Source organism: Actinophytocola sp. (genome assembly GCF_036002505.1).
GTDB lineage: Bacteria > Actinomycetota > Actinomycetes > Mycobacteriales > Pseudonocardiaceae > DASYTH01.
Genome location: NZ_DASYTH010000248.1, coordinates 1 through 13,983, shown reverse-complemented (window position 1 = coordinate 13,983; position 13,983 = coordinate 1). Strand labels below are relative to the sequence as shown.

The 13,983-nt window shown below is 71.3% G+C and carries 15 protein-coding genes; 9 read left to right on the top strand and 6 right to left on the bottom strand.

Annotated features, from left to right (window positions below; genetic code table 11):
- Positions 1 to 133: 133 nt before the first annotated feature.
- The 6 genes from VGR06_RS22400 to VGR06_RS22375 form a co-directional block, all read right to left on the bottom strand.
- Positions 134 to 1,510: a serine hydrolase domain-containing protein gene (locus VGR06_RS22400; protein WP_327561068.1), complete on the bottom strand. Its 1,377-nt coding sequence runs from the start codon at positions 1,508 to 1,510 to the stop codon at positions 134 to 136.
- Between the two features lie 65 nt (positions 1,511 to 1,575).
- On the bottom strand, positions 1,576 to 2,196 hold the full coding sequence (locus tag VGR06_RS22395; RefSeq protein ID WP_327561067.1) for a response regulator transcription factor: 621 nt from the start codon (positions 2,194 to 2,196) through the stop codon (positions 1,576 to 1,578).
- Positions 2,193 to 3,359, bottom strand: a complete 1,167-nt coding sequence (locus VGR06_RS22390; protein WP_327561066.1) for a sensor histidine kinase — start codon at positions 3,357 to 3,359, stop codon at positions 2,193 to 2,195. The genes VGR06_RS22395 and VGR06_RS22390 overlap by 4 nt, the downstream gene beginning before the upstream one ends.
- Positions 3,335 to 4,183: an ABC transporter permease gene (locus VGR06_RS22385; RefSeq protein ID WP_327561065.1), complete on the bottom strand. Its 849-nt coding sequence runs from the start codon at positions 4,181 to 4,183 to the stop codon at positions 3,335 to 3,337. The genes VGR06_RS22390 and VGR06_RS22385 overlap by 25 nt, the downstream gene beginning before the upstream one ends.
- Positions 4,180 to 5,019 carry an ABC transporter ATP-binding protein gene (locus VGR06_RS22380; RefSeq protein ID WP_327561064.1) on the bottom strand — a complete coding sequence of 280 codons (840 nt, stop codon included), beginning with the start codon at positions 5,017 to 5,019 and terminating at the stop codon, positions 4,180 to 4,182. The genes VGR06_RS22385 and VGR06_RS22380 overlap by 4 nt, the downstream gene beginning before the upstream one ends.
- Positions 5,020 to 5,097: 78 nt before the next feature.
- Complete coding sequence (locus tag VGR06_RS22375) at positions 5,098 to 6,228, bottom strand: citrate synthase 2 (RefSeq protein WP_327561063.1); 1,131 nt, start codon at positions 6,226 to 6,228, stop codon at positions 5,098 to 5,100.
- A 228-nt stretch (positions 6,229 to 6,456) separates the two neighbouring features.
- Here VGR06_RS22375 and VGR06_RS22370 point away from each other — a divergent pair, with 228 nt between their 5' ends.
- The 9 genes from VGR06_RS22370 to VGR06_RS22330 all read left to right on the top strand — a co-directional run.
- Positions 6,457 to 6,759 (top strand): urease subunit gamma, encoded by a 303-nt coding sequence (locus tag VGR06_RS22370; RefSeq protein WP_327561062.1) that lies wholly within the window; start codon positions 6,457 to 6,459, stop codon positions 6,757 to 6,759.
- Between the two features lie 9 nt (positions 6,760 to 6,768).
- Positions 6,769 to 7,089, top strand: a complete 321-nt coding sequence (locus VGR06_RS22365; protein ID WP_327561061.1) for an urease subunit beta — start codon at positions 6,769 to 6,771, stop codon at positions 7,087 to 7,089.
- Entirely contained in the window at positions 7,076 to 8,797 is a 1,722-nt protein-coding gene (locus tag VGR06_RS22360; RefSeq protein WP_327561060.1) for an urease subunit alpha, read from the top strand. Before VGR06_RS22365 ends, VGR06_RS22360 begins: the two co-directional genes overlap by 14 nt.
- The gene (locus VGR06_RS22355) at positions 8,797 to 9,480 is read left to right on the top strand and encodes an urease accessory protein UreF (RefSeq protein ID WP_327561059.1); all 684 of its coding nucleotides are present in this window, start codon (positions 8,797 to 8,799) and stop codon (positions 9,478 to 9,480) included. Before VGR06_RS22360 ends, VGR06_RS22355 begins: the two co-directional genes overlap by 1 nt.
- Positions 9,470 to 10,117 (top strand): urease accessory protein UreG, encoded by a 648-nt coding sequence (ureG, locus tag VGR06_RS22350; protein WP_327561058.1) that lies wholly within the window; start codon positions 9,470 to 9,472, stop codon positions 10,115 to 10,117. Before VGR06_RS22355 ends, ureG begins: the two co-directional genes overlap by 11 nt.
- Before the next feature lie 159 nt (positions 10,118 to 10,276).
- Positions 10,277 to 10,996, top strand: coding sequence for an urease accessory protein UreD (locus tag VGR06_RS22345; protein ID WP_327561069.1), 720 nt, complete (start codon positions 10,277 to 10,279; stop codon positions 10,994 to 10,996).
- 154 nt (positions 10,997 to 11,150) lie between these two features.
- Positions 11,151 to 11,801 (top strand): TetR/AcrR family transcriptional regulator, encoded by a 651-nt coding sequence (locus tag VGR06_RS22340; protein ID WP_327561057.1) that lies wholly within the window; start codon positions 11,151 to 11,153, stop codon positions 11,799 to 11,801.
- Positions 11,802 to 11,931: 130 nt separating this feature from the next.
- The gene (gene pdxH, locus VGR06_RS22335; RefSeq protein ID WP_327561056.1) at positions 11,932 to 12,603 is read left to right on the top strand and encodes a pyridoxamine 5'-phosphate oxidase; all 672 of its coding nucleotides are present in this window, start codon (positions 11,932 to 11,934) and stop codon (positions 12,601 to 12,603) included.
- Positions 12,604 to 12,765: 162 nt separating this feature from the next.
- The coding region (locus VGR06_RS22330; RefSeq protein WP_327561055.1) for an MFS transporter at positions 12,766 to 13,983 on the top strand (1,218 nt) is incomplete at its 3' end.

The following is a 13,983-nucleotide window of genomic DNA, read 5'->3' as shown; positions in this document are numbered from 1 at the left end:
GGGGACGGTGCCACACCGCGCCAGCTTCTGGAGCGTCGAACTCACGGTCCTACAAACCGCACCTCAGGGGAACGTGACGGCGCCCAGCCACGGTTCACCCGCCAACCGCACCATCGGCTGGAACGCAACCGCATCAAAAATTCCGGAGAGGCGGACTGCCGCCGTGCCAGCCCTGGTCGTCGACGCCGCCGGGGACCGGGGCGGTGGGGTCGTAGGGGGTGCGGGTGAAGATGAACGTGGCCAGGTCGAGCGCCGCGGGGGTGCCGTCCGGGCGGTGGATCACGCGCAGGGTCTCGCCGGAGTAGTAGCCGTCCAGCCCGGTCCACGTCCCGTCCGGCTCCGGGCGGAAGCGGGAGGCCCGGCCGGAGCCGTTGACCGGCCGCAGGTTCAGCCAGCCGTTGGGCATGAGGTGCAGCGCGTACGGGGTCGGACCCCAGTACCACGGGCCGGTCAGCGCCATCAGCGTCGGATCGGCCCGCTCCATCGGCAGCCACTCCGCGGGCAGCGCCGGCTCGTACTCGTCGACCAGCTTGAGCAGGTCCAGCGCCACCGTCATGACGCCCACCCCGGTGGTGCTGTTGGTCAGCACCAGCGCCCCGGTGGTGGTCCGCGGGTCGGCGACGACGCTGGCCAGGAAGCCCGGCATGGAGCCGCCGTGCCCGGTCAGCCGCCGCCCGGAGTCCCGGAACGCCTGCAGCCCGAGCCCGTAGCCGGCCGTCCAGGCATCGCCGTCGTCCACGTGCGCCGGCTCGCGCATCTCCGCCACGGTGTCCGGGTGCAGCACCTCGCCGGTGTCGCCGGCCAGGAACCGGGTCCACCGCGCCAGGTCGTTCGCCGTGGACCAGAGCTGGCCGGCCGGCGCCATCGCCCCGGAGTCCGGCGTCGGCTCGTTGAGCAGCACGTCGGCGTACGGGTGCACGGCCCAGCCCAGCGCGTGCGGTGCCCGCGGGTGCGGCGTGGTGCGGGTGAGCCCGAGCGGCTCGAGCACCTCCGCGGACAGCGCCTCCAGCCAGGTCACCCCGCGCAGCCGGGCGACCAGCTCGCCGAGTACCCCGTAGCCGACGTTCGAGTAGTGGAACCGCGCGCCGGCCCGGTGCCGCAGCGCGCCGTCGGTGAGGCTGCCGGCCAGCGCCTGCCAGTCCGCGCCCTCGGCCCGCTCCCACCACGCGCCCGGCGACTCCGAGGTGAGCCCGCCGGTGTGCGCGAGCAGCTGCGCCACCGTGAGGTGGCCGAGGCTGGTGCCCGGCACGTGCTTGTCCAGCGGGTCGTTGAGGTCCAGCCGGCCCTCGTCGCGCAGCCGCAGCACCAGCACCGCGACGAACGTCTTGGTGATCGACCCGATCCGGTACTGGGTGTCCGCGCTCGGTCGCGCGCCGTCGACCCGGCCGCGCGCGCCGGTCCACAGGGTCTCCCCACCCCGGACGACGGCGGCGATCAGCGACGGGGCGCGGCTGTCCGCCTGCTCGACGGCGACGCGGCGCAGCAGGGCTGACGAGGTGGTTGGGAGCATGGGGGCATTCTGTCCGACGACGCGCATACCTTGGAGCCTTCACGTTTACCGACTGGTAACCGACCCTAACCCAGCAGCCCGCGGGCCATCGCGGTGGTCACCGCGGCCGTGCGGTCGGACACATCCAGCTTGCCGAACGCGCGCAGTAAATGCGTCTTCACGGTGGCCTCGGAAATGTGCAGCGCCGCACCGATTTCCGCGTTGGTCATGCCCTTTGCCACCAAGGCGAGGACTTCGACCTCACGGGCGGACAGGGTCGGCCCGGCCGGCTGTCGCATCTGCCGCACCAGCCGCCCGGCCACCGACGGTGCGAGCACGGTCTCACCCCGGGCAGCGGCCCGGATCGCCCCGGCCAGTTCCGCCCGGGTGGCATCCTTGAGCAGATACCCGGCCGCGCCCGCCTCCACCGCGCGCAGAATGTCCGCGTCGGTCTCGTACGTGGTGAGCACGACCACCTTGCTGCGCTTGGTTTCCGCGAGAATGCGCTCGGTAGCCCAAACCCCGTCGGTGCCGGGCATGCGCAAATCCATGAGGATCACGTCGGGGCGGGCGACCCGGGCCAGCGCCACCGCCTCCGCGCCGGAACCCGCCTCACCGACCACGTCGAGGTCCGGCTCGGCCTCGAGCATGCCGCGCAACCCCGCCCGCACCACGGGGTGATCGTCCACCAGCAGCACGGTGATCATCGCGGCACCTCGAGCTCCAGCCGGGTTCCCTTACCGGGCAAGCCGTTCACCACCAGCGTGCCGGACACCTGCTCGGCCCGGGCCCGCATGCCGCACAGCCCGAACCCCTCGGGCGCGGTGATCCCGACCCCATCGTCCACAACGGACAGGGTAACGGCGTCCTCGGCGTACCGGAGGGTGACGGTGACATTCGCAGCCCGGGAATGCTTGCGCACGTTGGCAAGCGCCTCCTGTGCCGCGCGGAGCAGCACGACCTCGACCGCGGTCGGCAGCCCACCCGGCGGGCCCACGGTCCGGTACGTCGCGGCGATCCCCGCCTCCTCGCCGAGCCGCTGCGCCAGCCGCTGCACCGCGTCCTCCAGCGACCCACTGTCCAAAGCAGACGGGGTGAGTGCGGCGACGAGGGCCCGCGCCTCGGCCAGGTTGTCCCGGGCGGTCCGCACGGCCAGCGCCAGGTGCCCGCGGACCTTCGGTTGCTCACCGTCCAGTTCGGACTCCACGGCCTGCAGGAGGGTCACGATGCTGGTGAACCCCTGCGCCAGCGTGTCGTGGATCTCCCTGGCCAGCCGGGCTCGTTCGGCCGCCGTGCCGGCCTCGTGGGACAGCCGCGCCACCTCGGCCCGGCTCGCTTCCAGCTGTTCGATCAACGCGCCCCGCTGCAGGGTCTCGTTGATCGTCCGGTTGATCAGCGTGCCCATGACGATCGAGATCACCATGCCGACCAGCGGCGGGATCAGGCTGTCGCCATGGGCGCCGTCCAGCAGGAGCAGCCCGGCCTGCACAGCGCTCGCGCCGATGACGGACGGCAGGGCTACCCGCAGCGGCACCGCCATGAAGAACATCGGGTACAGCACGAAGAGCACGAGCGAGTTCCGCGGCAGGAGCACGAGCTCCACGCCGAACAGCACGAGCACCCCGGCGATGAACACGTGCGCCCGGAAGCCTTCGTCGCCGCTTCGGATGACGCGCCGGCCGTAGAGCTGGTACCACAACACGATGCAGGTCAGCACCCCGGCCGCGCCGAGCCGCCGGCCCGCCGGGGTGCTCACGTTGGAGACCATCACCACCAGGGCGACCAGGTACAGCGCGAGGATGTAGGCGTCCCAGATCCAATACCAGCGTTCGGCGACGCTTTCCCTCACCCGGCCCGGCGGTTCGTCCACCGGAACGTGGTCAGGCACAGCACCAGCCCGATCACGCACCACGCCGCCAGCACCAGCGCCGTCGTCCCGTGCTCCCATGATCCCGCCGCCTCCGTGGCCTGCATACCGTCCGGCAGGAACACCGACCGGAAGCCCTGTCCCATCCACTTCACCGGAAACACCGACGACAAGTGCACCATCCAGGAGGGCAGCGCCGTGATCGGGTGCACGAAGATCCCGGAGATGAACTGCAGCGCCACCACCGGCACGTTCAGCACCACCCCGGCACTGCGCGCGTTCGTCGCCAGCGAGCTCGCCGCGATCCCGAGCAGGGTGCAGGCGGTCACCGACAGCGCCAGCAGCCAGGCGAACGTCAGCCAGTGGTCCGTACCGGTCGGCAACGGCATGTCGAACACCGCCATGGCGACCGCGAGCATCAACACGACCTCGCCGACCACCGACACCGCGACCAGGATCAGCTTGCCGACGAAGTACGACGCCGCCGGGATCGGCGTGCCGCGCAGCCGTTTGAGCGTGCCGTCCTCGCGGTCCACCGAGATCCCCACCCCCATCGTGATGAACGATGTGGACACGATGCCGTAGGCGATCATTCCGGCGGAGAACACCTGGCTCGAGCTCACGCCGACGTCTTTGTAGGTGCCGTTGAAGATCGATCCGAGCAGCACCAGCACCAGCGCGGGGAAACCGAAGGAGAAGATCATGGCTTCGCGGTTGCGGATGAACTGCTTCAGCTCGGCCCCACCCCGCGCGAGGCCCAGCCGACTGGCGCTACGCCATCGAGCTAACAAAGAAGTCACCGTGGAGGGCAGGGCGGCCGTCGTCATCGGACCTCTCCGATCAGCTCGAGGTAGGTGTCTTCCAGGCTCGGCCGGCTGACCGTGAGCTCGTTGAGAACCGCGCCCGCGGTGTACCGCTCGTGGATCAACTTGGCCGGATCGCTGGTGGACAAGGAATGCCGGCCGTCCCGGTCGACCCAGCTCACGGTCGTCTCGGCGCTCGCCCGGCCGCCGAGCGTGGCCGGCGTGCCCTCCGCGACGATCACGCCGCGGGCGATGACCGCGACCCGGTCGGCGAGCGCCTCGGCCTCGTCCAGGTAGTGCGTGGTCAGCAGGATCGTGGTGCCGTCCCGGGCCAGCAGCCGGATCAGCTCCCAGAACTGCCGGCGCGCCTCGGGGTCGAACCCGGTGGTCGGCTCGTCCAGGAAGATCAGCTCCGGCCGGCCGATCATGCCCAGCGCGACGTCCAGCCGCCGCCGCTGCCCGCCGGAGAGCGTGCGCACCCGCGAGCCCGCCTTGTCGGTCAGCCCGACCTGCTCGATCACCTCGCCGGCGTCCCGCGGGTTCGGGTAGTACCGGGCGAAGTGCCGCACGGTTTCCGACACGGTCAGCTCCGCCGCGTCGGTCGCGGTCTGCAGCACCATGCCCAGCCGCGCCCGCCAGGCCCGGCCCGCCGTGCCCGGATCCTCGCCCAGCACCCGCACCTCGCCGCCGTCCCGGAACCGGTGCCCCTCCAGGATCTCGACGGTCGTGGTCTTCCCGGCCCCGTTCGGCCCGAGCAGCGCGAAAATCTCCCCCCGCGCCACGGTCAGCTCGATCCCGCCGACCGCGGCGGTGCGCCCGTAGCTCTTCGTCAGCCCGCTGACGGTGATGGCGTCGTCCATGGCCACCACAATGCCGCCGCGACACCGCTTGGCGGGACGCCCGCACGGCTGAACCCGACTGTCAACCGTTCGGTGGACTCAGCGGAGAGGCGGCAGAGCGTCCCAACCTTCGACGGTCTCGGGGATGCGCGGGCCGGGGCCGACGTAGCGGGCGGACGGGCGGACCAGGCGGCCGGTCCTCTTCTGCTCCAGGATGTGCGCGCACCAGCCGGCGGTACGGGCGCAGGTGAACATGGCCGGCATCATGTGCGGCGGCACCTTGGCGAAGTCCAGGATCACCGCGGCCCAGAACTCGACGTTGGTCTCGATCGCACGGTCCGGGCGGCGCTCCCGCAGCTCCGTCAGCGCCGCCTGCTCGAGCGCGATGGCGACCTCGTAGCGTTCGGCGCCGAGCTCGCGGCAGGCCTTGCGGAGCACCCGGGCGCGCGGATCCTCGGCGCGGTAGACCCGGTGCCCGAAGCCCATCAGCCGCTCGCCGCTGTCCAGGATGTTGGCGACCACCTTCTGGGCGTCGCCGACGTTCTCCACCTGCTCGATCATCGGCAGCACCCGGGCCGGCGCGCCGCCGTGCAGCGGGCCGGACATCGCGCCGATCGCGCCGGACATGCACGCCGCCACGTCGGCGCCGGTGGAGGCGATCACCCGCGCGGTGAACGTGGAGGCATTCATCCCGTGCTCGGCGGCCGACACCCAGTACGCGTCGATGGCCTGCACGTGCGCCGGGTCGGGCTCGCCGCGCCAGCGGGTCATGAACCGCTCGGTGGTGGTGGTGCACTCGTCGATCCGCCGCTGCGGCACCGCCGGCCGGCCGATGCCGCGCGCGGACTGGGCGACATAGGACAGTGCCATCACCGAGGCCCGGGCGAGCTGCTCGCGGGCCTCCTCGTCGCTGACGTCGAGCAGTGCCTGGTAGCCCCAGATCGGCGCCAGCATGGCCAGCGCCGCCTGCACGTCGACCCGGACGTCACCGGTGTGCACCGGGATCGGGAACGGCTCGGCGGGCGGCAGCCCCTGGCCGAACCGGCCGTCCACCAGCAGTGCCCACACGTCGCCGAAGCTGACCCGGCCGACCAGGTCCTCGATGTTGACCCCGCGGTAGCGCAGCGCGCCGCCGTCCCGGTCCGGCTCCGCGATCTCGGTGCGGAACGCGACGACGCCCTCGAGGCCGGGGCGGAACCCGTCATCCGGATCAAGCTGCGTCGGTACCACGGGAGCCTTTTCCCTGTGCTGCACTACGCCGTGCATTCTCATCGCCTTCCACGCCAACTGCCCCGACTGAACGCGCGGCGGGGGCTGGCGACAAACACGGGCCACCGGCACCGGGCACCACTGCGCGGCTCGAATCCACCATGCCTCCCGTACGGCCCCCAGGCAATTGTCAACCGCGGTGTCGTCCGTCACGGTTAAGTGATCGATTCAGTTTGTAGGGTGTCTCTCATGCATCTCTCGCCGCAGGAGCGGGACAAGTTGTTGGTCCATGTCGCGGCGGACGTTGCTCGCCGCCGCCTTTCCCGCGGGGTGTTGCTCAACCACCCCGAAGCGGTCGCCCTGATCACCGAGCACGTGCTGGAGGGTGCCCGGGACGGTCGGGGCGTGGCCGACCTGATGGAGTCCGGCCGGTCCGTGCTGCGCCGGGATCAAGTTCTGGACGGAGTCCCCGAGCTGATCGACTCCGTACAAGTGGAGGCCACATTTCCGGATGGCACCAAACTGGTGACCGTCCATCACCCCATCGTGTAGGAGCGGGCAGTGCGACCTGGAGAGATCATCACCGGCTCGACGCCGGTGCCGCTGAACCCCGGCCGGCACCGGGTACGGCTGCTGGTGCGCAACACCAGCGACCGGCCCGTGCAGGTCGGCTCGCACTACCACTTCGCCGCCACCAACCTCGGCCTGGAGTTCGACCGGAACGAGGCCTGGGGGCACCGGCTCGACATCCCGGCGGGCACCTCGGTGCGGTTCGAGCCCGGTATCGAGCGCGAGGTCGACCTGGTGCCGATCGCCGGTCGTCGCGTGGTACCCGGCCTGCGCCACGAGTTCGCCGGGGAGTTGGACAGTGGACTCGATTGAGCGGGCGCGGTACGCGGAGCTGTTCGGACCGACGGTCGGCGACCGGATCCGGTTGGCGGACACGGACCTGCTCATCGAGGTGACCGAGGACCGCAGCGTCGGCCCGGCCGGCTCCGGCGACGAGGTGATCTTCGGCGGCGGCAAGGTGATCCGCGAGTCGATGGGCCAGAGCATGGCCACCCGCGCGGACGGCGCGCCCGACCTGGTGATCACCGGAGCGGTCGTGCTGGACCACTGGGGCGTGATCAAGGCGGACGTCGGCGTGCGGGACGGCAGGATCGTCGGCATCGGCAAGGCCGGCAACCCGGACACCATGGACGGTGTGGACCCGGCGCTGGTGATCGGCCCGTCCACGGAAGTGTTGGCGGGCAATGGAAAGATCCTGACCGCCGGCGGGGTGGACTGCCACGTGCACTTCATCTGCCCGCAGCTCGCGGACACGGCGCTGGCCTCCGGGCTCACCACGCTGGTCGGCGGCGGCACCGGGCCGGCCGAGGGCAGCAAGGCCACCACGGTCACGCCGGGCGCCTGGAACCTGGGCCGGATGCTGCGCGCGATGGACGGCATCCCGCTGAACATCCTGTTGCTGGGCAAGGGAAACACGGTCAGCACGGACGGGCTGTGGGAGCAGCTGCGGGGTGGCGCCGGCGGGTTCAAGCTGCACGAGGACTGGGGCACCACGCCGGCCGCGATCGACGCCTGCCTGCGGGTGGCCGACGCCTCCGGGGTGCAGGTGGCCATCCACACCGACACCTTGAACGAGGCGGGTTTCGTTGAGTCCACTGTGGACGCCATCGCCGGCCGGTCGATCAACGCCTACCACACCGAGGGCGCCGGCGGCGGGCACGCGCCGGACATCATCCGGGTGGTGGCCGAGCCGAACGTGCTGCCCTCGTCCACCAACCCGACCCGGCCGCACACGGTCAACACCATCGACGAGCATCTGGACATGCTGATGGTGTGCCACCACCTGAACCCGTCGGTGCCGGAGGACCTGGCGTTCGCCGAGAGCCGGATCCGCCCGACCACCATCGCGGCCGAGGACGTGCTGCACGACCTCGGCGCCATCTCGATGATCAGCTCGGACTCGCAGGCGATGGGCCGGGTCGGCGAGGTGATCATCCGGACCTGGCAGACCGCGCACGTGATGAAGCGCCGCCGCGGCCCGCTGCCGGGCGACGGCGCTGCGGACAACCAGCGCGCCCAGCGGTACGTGGCCAAGTACACGATCAACCCGGCGATCGCGCACGGCATGGCCTCGGAGATCGGCTCGGTCGAGGTCGGCAAGCTCGCCGACCTCGTGTTGTGGGATCCCCGGTTCTTCGCGGTGCGCCCCAGCGTCGTGCTCAAGGGCGGCTTCATCGCCTGGGCGGCCATGGGTGACGCGAACGCCTCGATCCCCACGCCTCAGCCGGTGCTGGCCCGCCCGATGTTCGGCGCCGCACCGGGCGTCGCGGTGGTGAGCAGCCTGCATTTCGTCGCCCCGGAGGCGATCGAGGCCGACCTCGCGGCTCAGCTCGGCACCGCCACGCCCATGATGGCGGTGGCCAACACCCGCGGTCTCGGCAAGTCCGACATGGTCGGCAACTCGGCGCTGCCCGACGTCCGGGTCGACCCGGACAGCTTCGCCGTGCAGGTGGACGGCGAGCTCATCGAACCCATGCCGGCCACGGAGCTCCCGATGGCCCAACGGTATTTCCTGTTCTGATGGACATGGTCGCGCTCGCGCTCGCCGACTCCCGGTTCCCGGGCGGCGGGCACGCGCACTCCGGCGGTTTGGAGGAGGCCGCCGCGCGCGGGCTGGTGTCCACTGAGGACGATCTGCCTGGGTTCCTGTGGGGACGGTTGCGGACCGCGGGCGAGCTGTCCGCGGTGTTCGCCGCGGCGGCCGCGCACGGGGCTCGGCGGGGAGCGGGTGCGGGGTTCTGGCAGGAGTTGGACGCCGAGTTGGATGCGCGGACGCCGTCCGCCGCCCACCGCGATGCGTCACGGGCGCAGGGGAGTGGGGTTCGGAGGGCGATGAAGGGGGCCTTTCTCACCCTGGGCGTGAGCAAGGCCCCCTTCATCGCACGCCCCCACCACGCCGTCGCGCTGGGTGCCGCGGTCGGCTTGGCCGGAGGGCTCCCGGTCGACGCCGCACTCGCCGCCGCTTACTTGTCGGTGAGCGGCCCGGCGAGCGCCGCGGTCCGTCTCCTCGGGCTGGACCCGTTGCGAGTCAACGCAGCCGTGCTCAGACTGGCCGTCGAGGTGCGCGGTGTGGCCGAGCGGGCGGCCGCAGTGGCCGCGTGCGAGCCGGCCGAGTTGCCGGCACCCGGTGCGCCCGGGCTGGACCTGCTCGCCGAGGCGCACAACCGCAAGCACGCCAAGGAGGTGCGGCTCTTTGCCAGCTGACGGGTTTCACCATGATCCGCACGACCACGCACCGCGGGACGGGCGGGCGTTCCGGGTCGGCGTCGGCGGTCCGGTGGGGTGCGGCAAGACGGCGCTGGTCGCGGCGCTGTGCCGGGCGCTCCGGCCGGAGATCGACCTGGCCGTGGTGACGAACGACATCTACACCACCGAGGACGCCGACTTCCTCCGCAAGGCGGGGGTGCTCGAGCCGGAGCGGATCACCGCGGTGCAGACCGGGTGCTGCCCGCACACCGCGATCCGCGACGACATCACCGCGAACCTGGACGCGGTGGAGGACCTCGAGCACCGGTTCGCCGGGCTGGACCTGGTGATCATCGAGAGCGGCGGGGACAATCTCACCGCGGTGTTCAGCCGCGGCCTGGTGGACCGGCAGATCTTCGTCGTCGACGTGGCCGGCGGCGACAAGGTGCCGCGCAAGGGCGGTCCCGGCGTCACCACCGCGGACCTGCTGGTGATCAACAAGATCGACCTGGCCATGCTGGTCGGCGCCGACCTCGAGGTGATGTCGGCCGACGCGCACCGGGTGCGCAACGGGCTGCCGGTGGTCAGTCAGTCCCTTGTGGACACTCCGGACGCGCCGGACGTGGCGGCCTGGGTCCGGAAGCAGCTCACGTGAGCGAGCTTGCGAGCGAACCAATGTCACAGGGCGACGTGAGCGAGCTTGCGAGCGAACCAATGTCACAGGGCGAGCTTGCGAGCGAACCATCAAACACTGCCCTGCCGCTGAGGGACGAGGCGGCAGGGGCGCCGTCACCGAGCTTGCGAGGTGGCGGTCCTGCGAGCTAGGGCCCGGCTGGTGGTCGAGCTGGATGGGCGCGGGCACAGCGTCGTCCGGGGTCTCCGGTCGGCCGCCCCGCTGACCCTCGTGCCGGCCCGCGCGCACGGGCCCGGCCCGGTGACGGTGCGCCTGGTCAACTCGGCGGCGGCGCCGCTGGCCGGGGACGATCTCGAGCTGACCGTCGAGGTGGGGCCGGGCGCCGCGCTCACGCTCGAAGGGGTCGCGGCCACACTGGCGCTGCCCGGGCACCGGTTCGAGCCGAGCCGGTTCACCATCGGGATCACCGCGGGTGCCGGCGCGGCCGTGGCCTACCTGCCGGAGCCGACGGTGATCACCGCGCGGGCCCGGCACGAGTCGGTGCTGCGGGCCGACCTCGCGGCCGGCGCGGAGTTGCGCTGCCGCGAGGTGCTCGTGCTCGGCCGGGCCGGCGAGTGCCCGGGGCACCTGGCGAGCGAGGTCCACATCGTCCGCGGCGGGTGCCCGGTGCTGCGCCAGCGACTCGCGATCGGCGACCCCGCGCTGGACCGGGGCGCGGCGCACCTCGCCGGACACCGGGTGCTGGCCAGCGACATCCTGGTCGACGACCGGCCGGCACCAGCCGCGGACGGCGGGGAATGGTGGTCGCTGACCCCGCTCGCCGCCGGCGGCTCGGTGGCCACGGCCCTGGCCGGTGACACGATCACGGCGATGCGGCTGATCGGCCTCGCCCGCGGCTGATTTCCGCATTCCGGTCGTTTCGCGTTTCGTTGATCGGTTTTTGTCAAGAATCCTCGCCCGATCGGGTAGCCGGCCCTGTCAATTTGCAAAAGGAGCGTTACCTCGTGGCCACTTTGTGTGTTGAGATAGTGGGCGCAGCGAGGAGGAGATCGAATTGTCGCAGGATGTCGTAGCTCAGCCCCGGACGTACGCCGGGATCGAGACGGAGCAACGCCGGGCCGAGCGACGGGATAAGCTGCTCGAAGCCGCTCTCGACGAGTTCACGTCGAAGGGCTACCACCGCACCAAGATCTCGGACCTGTGCACGCGGGCCGGGGTGTCCACCCGGAACTTCTACGAGAAGTTCGCTAGCAAGGAAGCGCTGCTGCTGGAGCTTCACGCGCAAATCAATCGAGTTGCGATGAAGCGCATGCTGCCGTTGCTGGAACGCCTGTCCGACGCCGACGCGATCACCCGGGTGACCACGCTCGTCGACGCATTCGTCGAAGCAGTTACGTCGGATCCGCGGTACCCGAGGCTGAACTACGTGGAGGCGCCCGGGGTGAGCCCGGCGATGGAGCGCCAGCACAAGGACTGGTTCGCCCGTTACACGGAGTTCATCGAGGCCGAATGCGACCGGGCGGCCGAGGCCGGGCTCGCCCCGCGCCGGGACTACCACCTGACCGCGATCGGCCTGGTCGGCGCCATCACCGGGCTGCTGCGCGAGTGGCAGGCGCACGAGCCGCCGGTACCCCCGAAGGCCGTCGCCGACGAGATCCGGGCCATCATCATTGCCTCGATCACCCGTCCGGTGAACTTCACGTAACGAACCTCACCATCCAGATCGATTCGGTGTGCGTTGTCACCGCTCCGGCGGTTTCCGTTCGTCGCAACTACCCGTAACGTGCAAGGGAATGACGCGCGAGGCGACCCCTACACGTGGCGAGGAGCTCAGGATGGCGGAACGCGAGCTGACCACGAGCATCGCGGTGGACCTGCCGGCGATGCGCGTTTCCTACGAGCAGGGCACGCTGCACGAGTCGGATCTCGCCGGCACCTGGCACGCACAGCTCCAGGTGTGGCTCGAGGACGCTCGCCGTGCTGGTGCCGCCGAGCCCAACGCCATGGTGCTGGCCACCGCCAACGCCGACGGTTTCCCCTCGTCACGCACCGTGCTGTGCAAAGGCATCGACGGACGCGGCGTCGTGTTCTTCACCAACTACACCTCGGCGAAGAGCCACGACCTGTCCGCCACCCGCTACGCCTCGGCCACCTTCCCCTGGTACGACCTGCACCGCCAGGCCACCGTCCGCGGCATCGTGGAGAAGGTGAGCTCCGAGGACACCGCCCGGTACTGGGCCAGCCGCCCCCGCGGCTCCCAGCTCGGCGCCTGGGCCTCCCCCCAGTCCAGCGTGGTCGCCAGCCGCGAGGCCCTCGACCACGCGCTGTCCAACATCAAGCGCCGGTTCGCCGACACCGACGTCGTCCCGGTCCCGCCGCACTGGGGCGGCTGGCGCATCCGCCCCGAGGTCGTCGAGTTCTGGCAGGGCCGTGCCGACCGCATGCACGACCGCCTGCGCTACAAGCTGCTGCTCGACAACTGGCAGGTGGAGCGCGTCGCGCCCTGAGATGATCATTCCGGCTGCGTGCCGAAACACATTGCGAGACCGTTAGTTAGCCGAGCTAAGCTCGGGCCGTGAGCGAGCCTGCGAGCGAACCATTAGGCACTGCCCCGTCGCCGAGCTTGCGAGGGGACGGGGTCGCCATCACCGAGCTTGCGAGGTGATGGATTGAGCGTCGACCGGGGTGACCGCACGAAGGCGCGCCCGCGTACCGCCCGGGGGGTGCTCGGCCGGATCGTGATCGACACCCGGCCCCTGCGGATCCCGCAGTACCGGCGGCTGTGGAGCTCCTCGGCGGTGATCGCGGTCGGGAGCCAGCTGACCGCGGTGGCGGTGCCCAAGCAGGTGTACGACCTGACCCATTCCTCCGGGTACGTCGGGCTGACCGGCGCGGTCGGGCTGATCTCGCTCATCGTGTTCGGGCTCTGGGGCGGGGCGATCGCGGACGCCGTGGACCGGCGGCTCCTGCTGGTGGTGACCGGGATCGGGGTCGCCGCGGTGTCCGCCCTGCTGTGGGTGCAGGCGTTCACCGGGCTGGGCTCCGTCTGGGTGGTGTTCGCGCTGCTGGGCGTGCAGCAGGCGTTCGTGGCCATCGACATCCCGGCGCGCAACGCGGTGATTCCGCGGCTGGTGCCGGGCGAGCTGGTGACGCCGGCGAACGCGCTGAGCTTCACCGTGTTCATGTTCGGCATGGTGTTCGGGCCGCTGGCGGCGGGCGCGCTGATCCCGGTGGTCGGACTGTCCACTTTGTACCTGATCGACACGGTGGCGCTGACCGTCGCGGTGTTCCTGGTGCTGCCGCTGCCCGCGCTGCCCCCGGAGAACGGCGGTCCCAGCCGGGCCGGGCTGCGCGAGATCGCCTCCGGCTTCCGTTACCTGTCAACGCAGAAGGTGCTGCTGGCCTCGTTCCTGGCGGACATCGTCGCGATGGTCGCGGGCATGCCGCGGGCGCTGTTCCCGGAGATGGCCGAGCGGACCTTCGGCGACCCGCCGGGCGGCGGTTTCGCGCTGGGGTGGCTCTACGCGGCCATTCCGATCGGGGCCGCGATCATGGGCCTGTTCTCCGGGTGGATCACCCGGATGCGGCGGCAGGGCGTGGTGGTCACGCTCGCCGTCGTCGCCTGGGGCCTGTTCATGGCGGTCTTCGGCGTCTCCCAAGTGCTCTGGCTCGCGGTGATCTTCCTGGCCCTGGGCGGCGCCGCCGACCTGGTCAGCGCCATCCACCGGGGTGCGATCCTGCAGACCGCCGCGACCGACGAGATGCGCGGCCGGGTGCAGGGCGTGTTCACCGTGGTCGTGGCCGGCGGCCCGCGGCTGGCCGACCTCACCCACGGCTGGGGCGCCGAGGCCCTGGGCACCGCCGCGGCCACCACGGTCGGCGGCGTG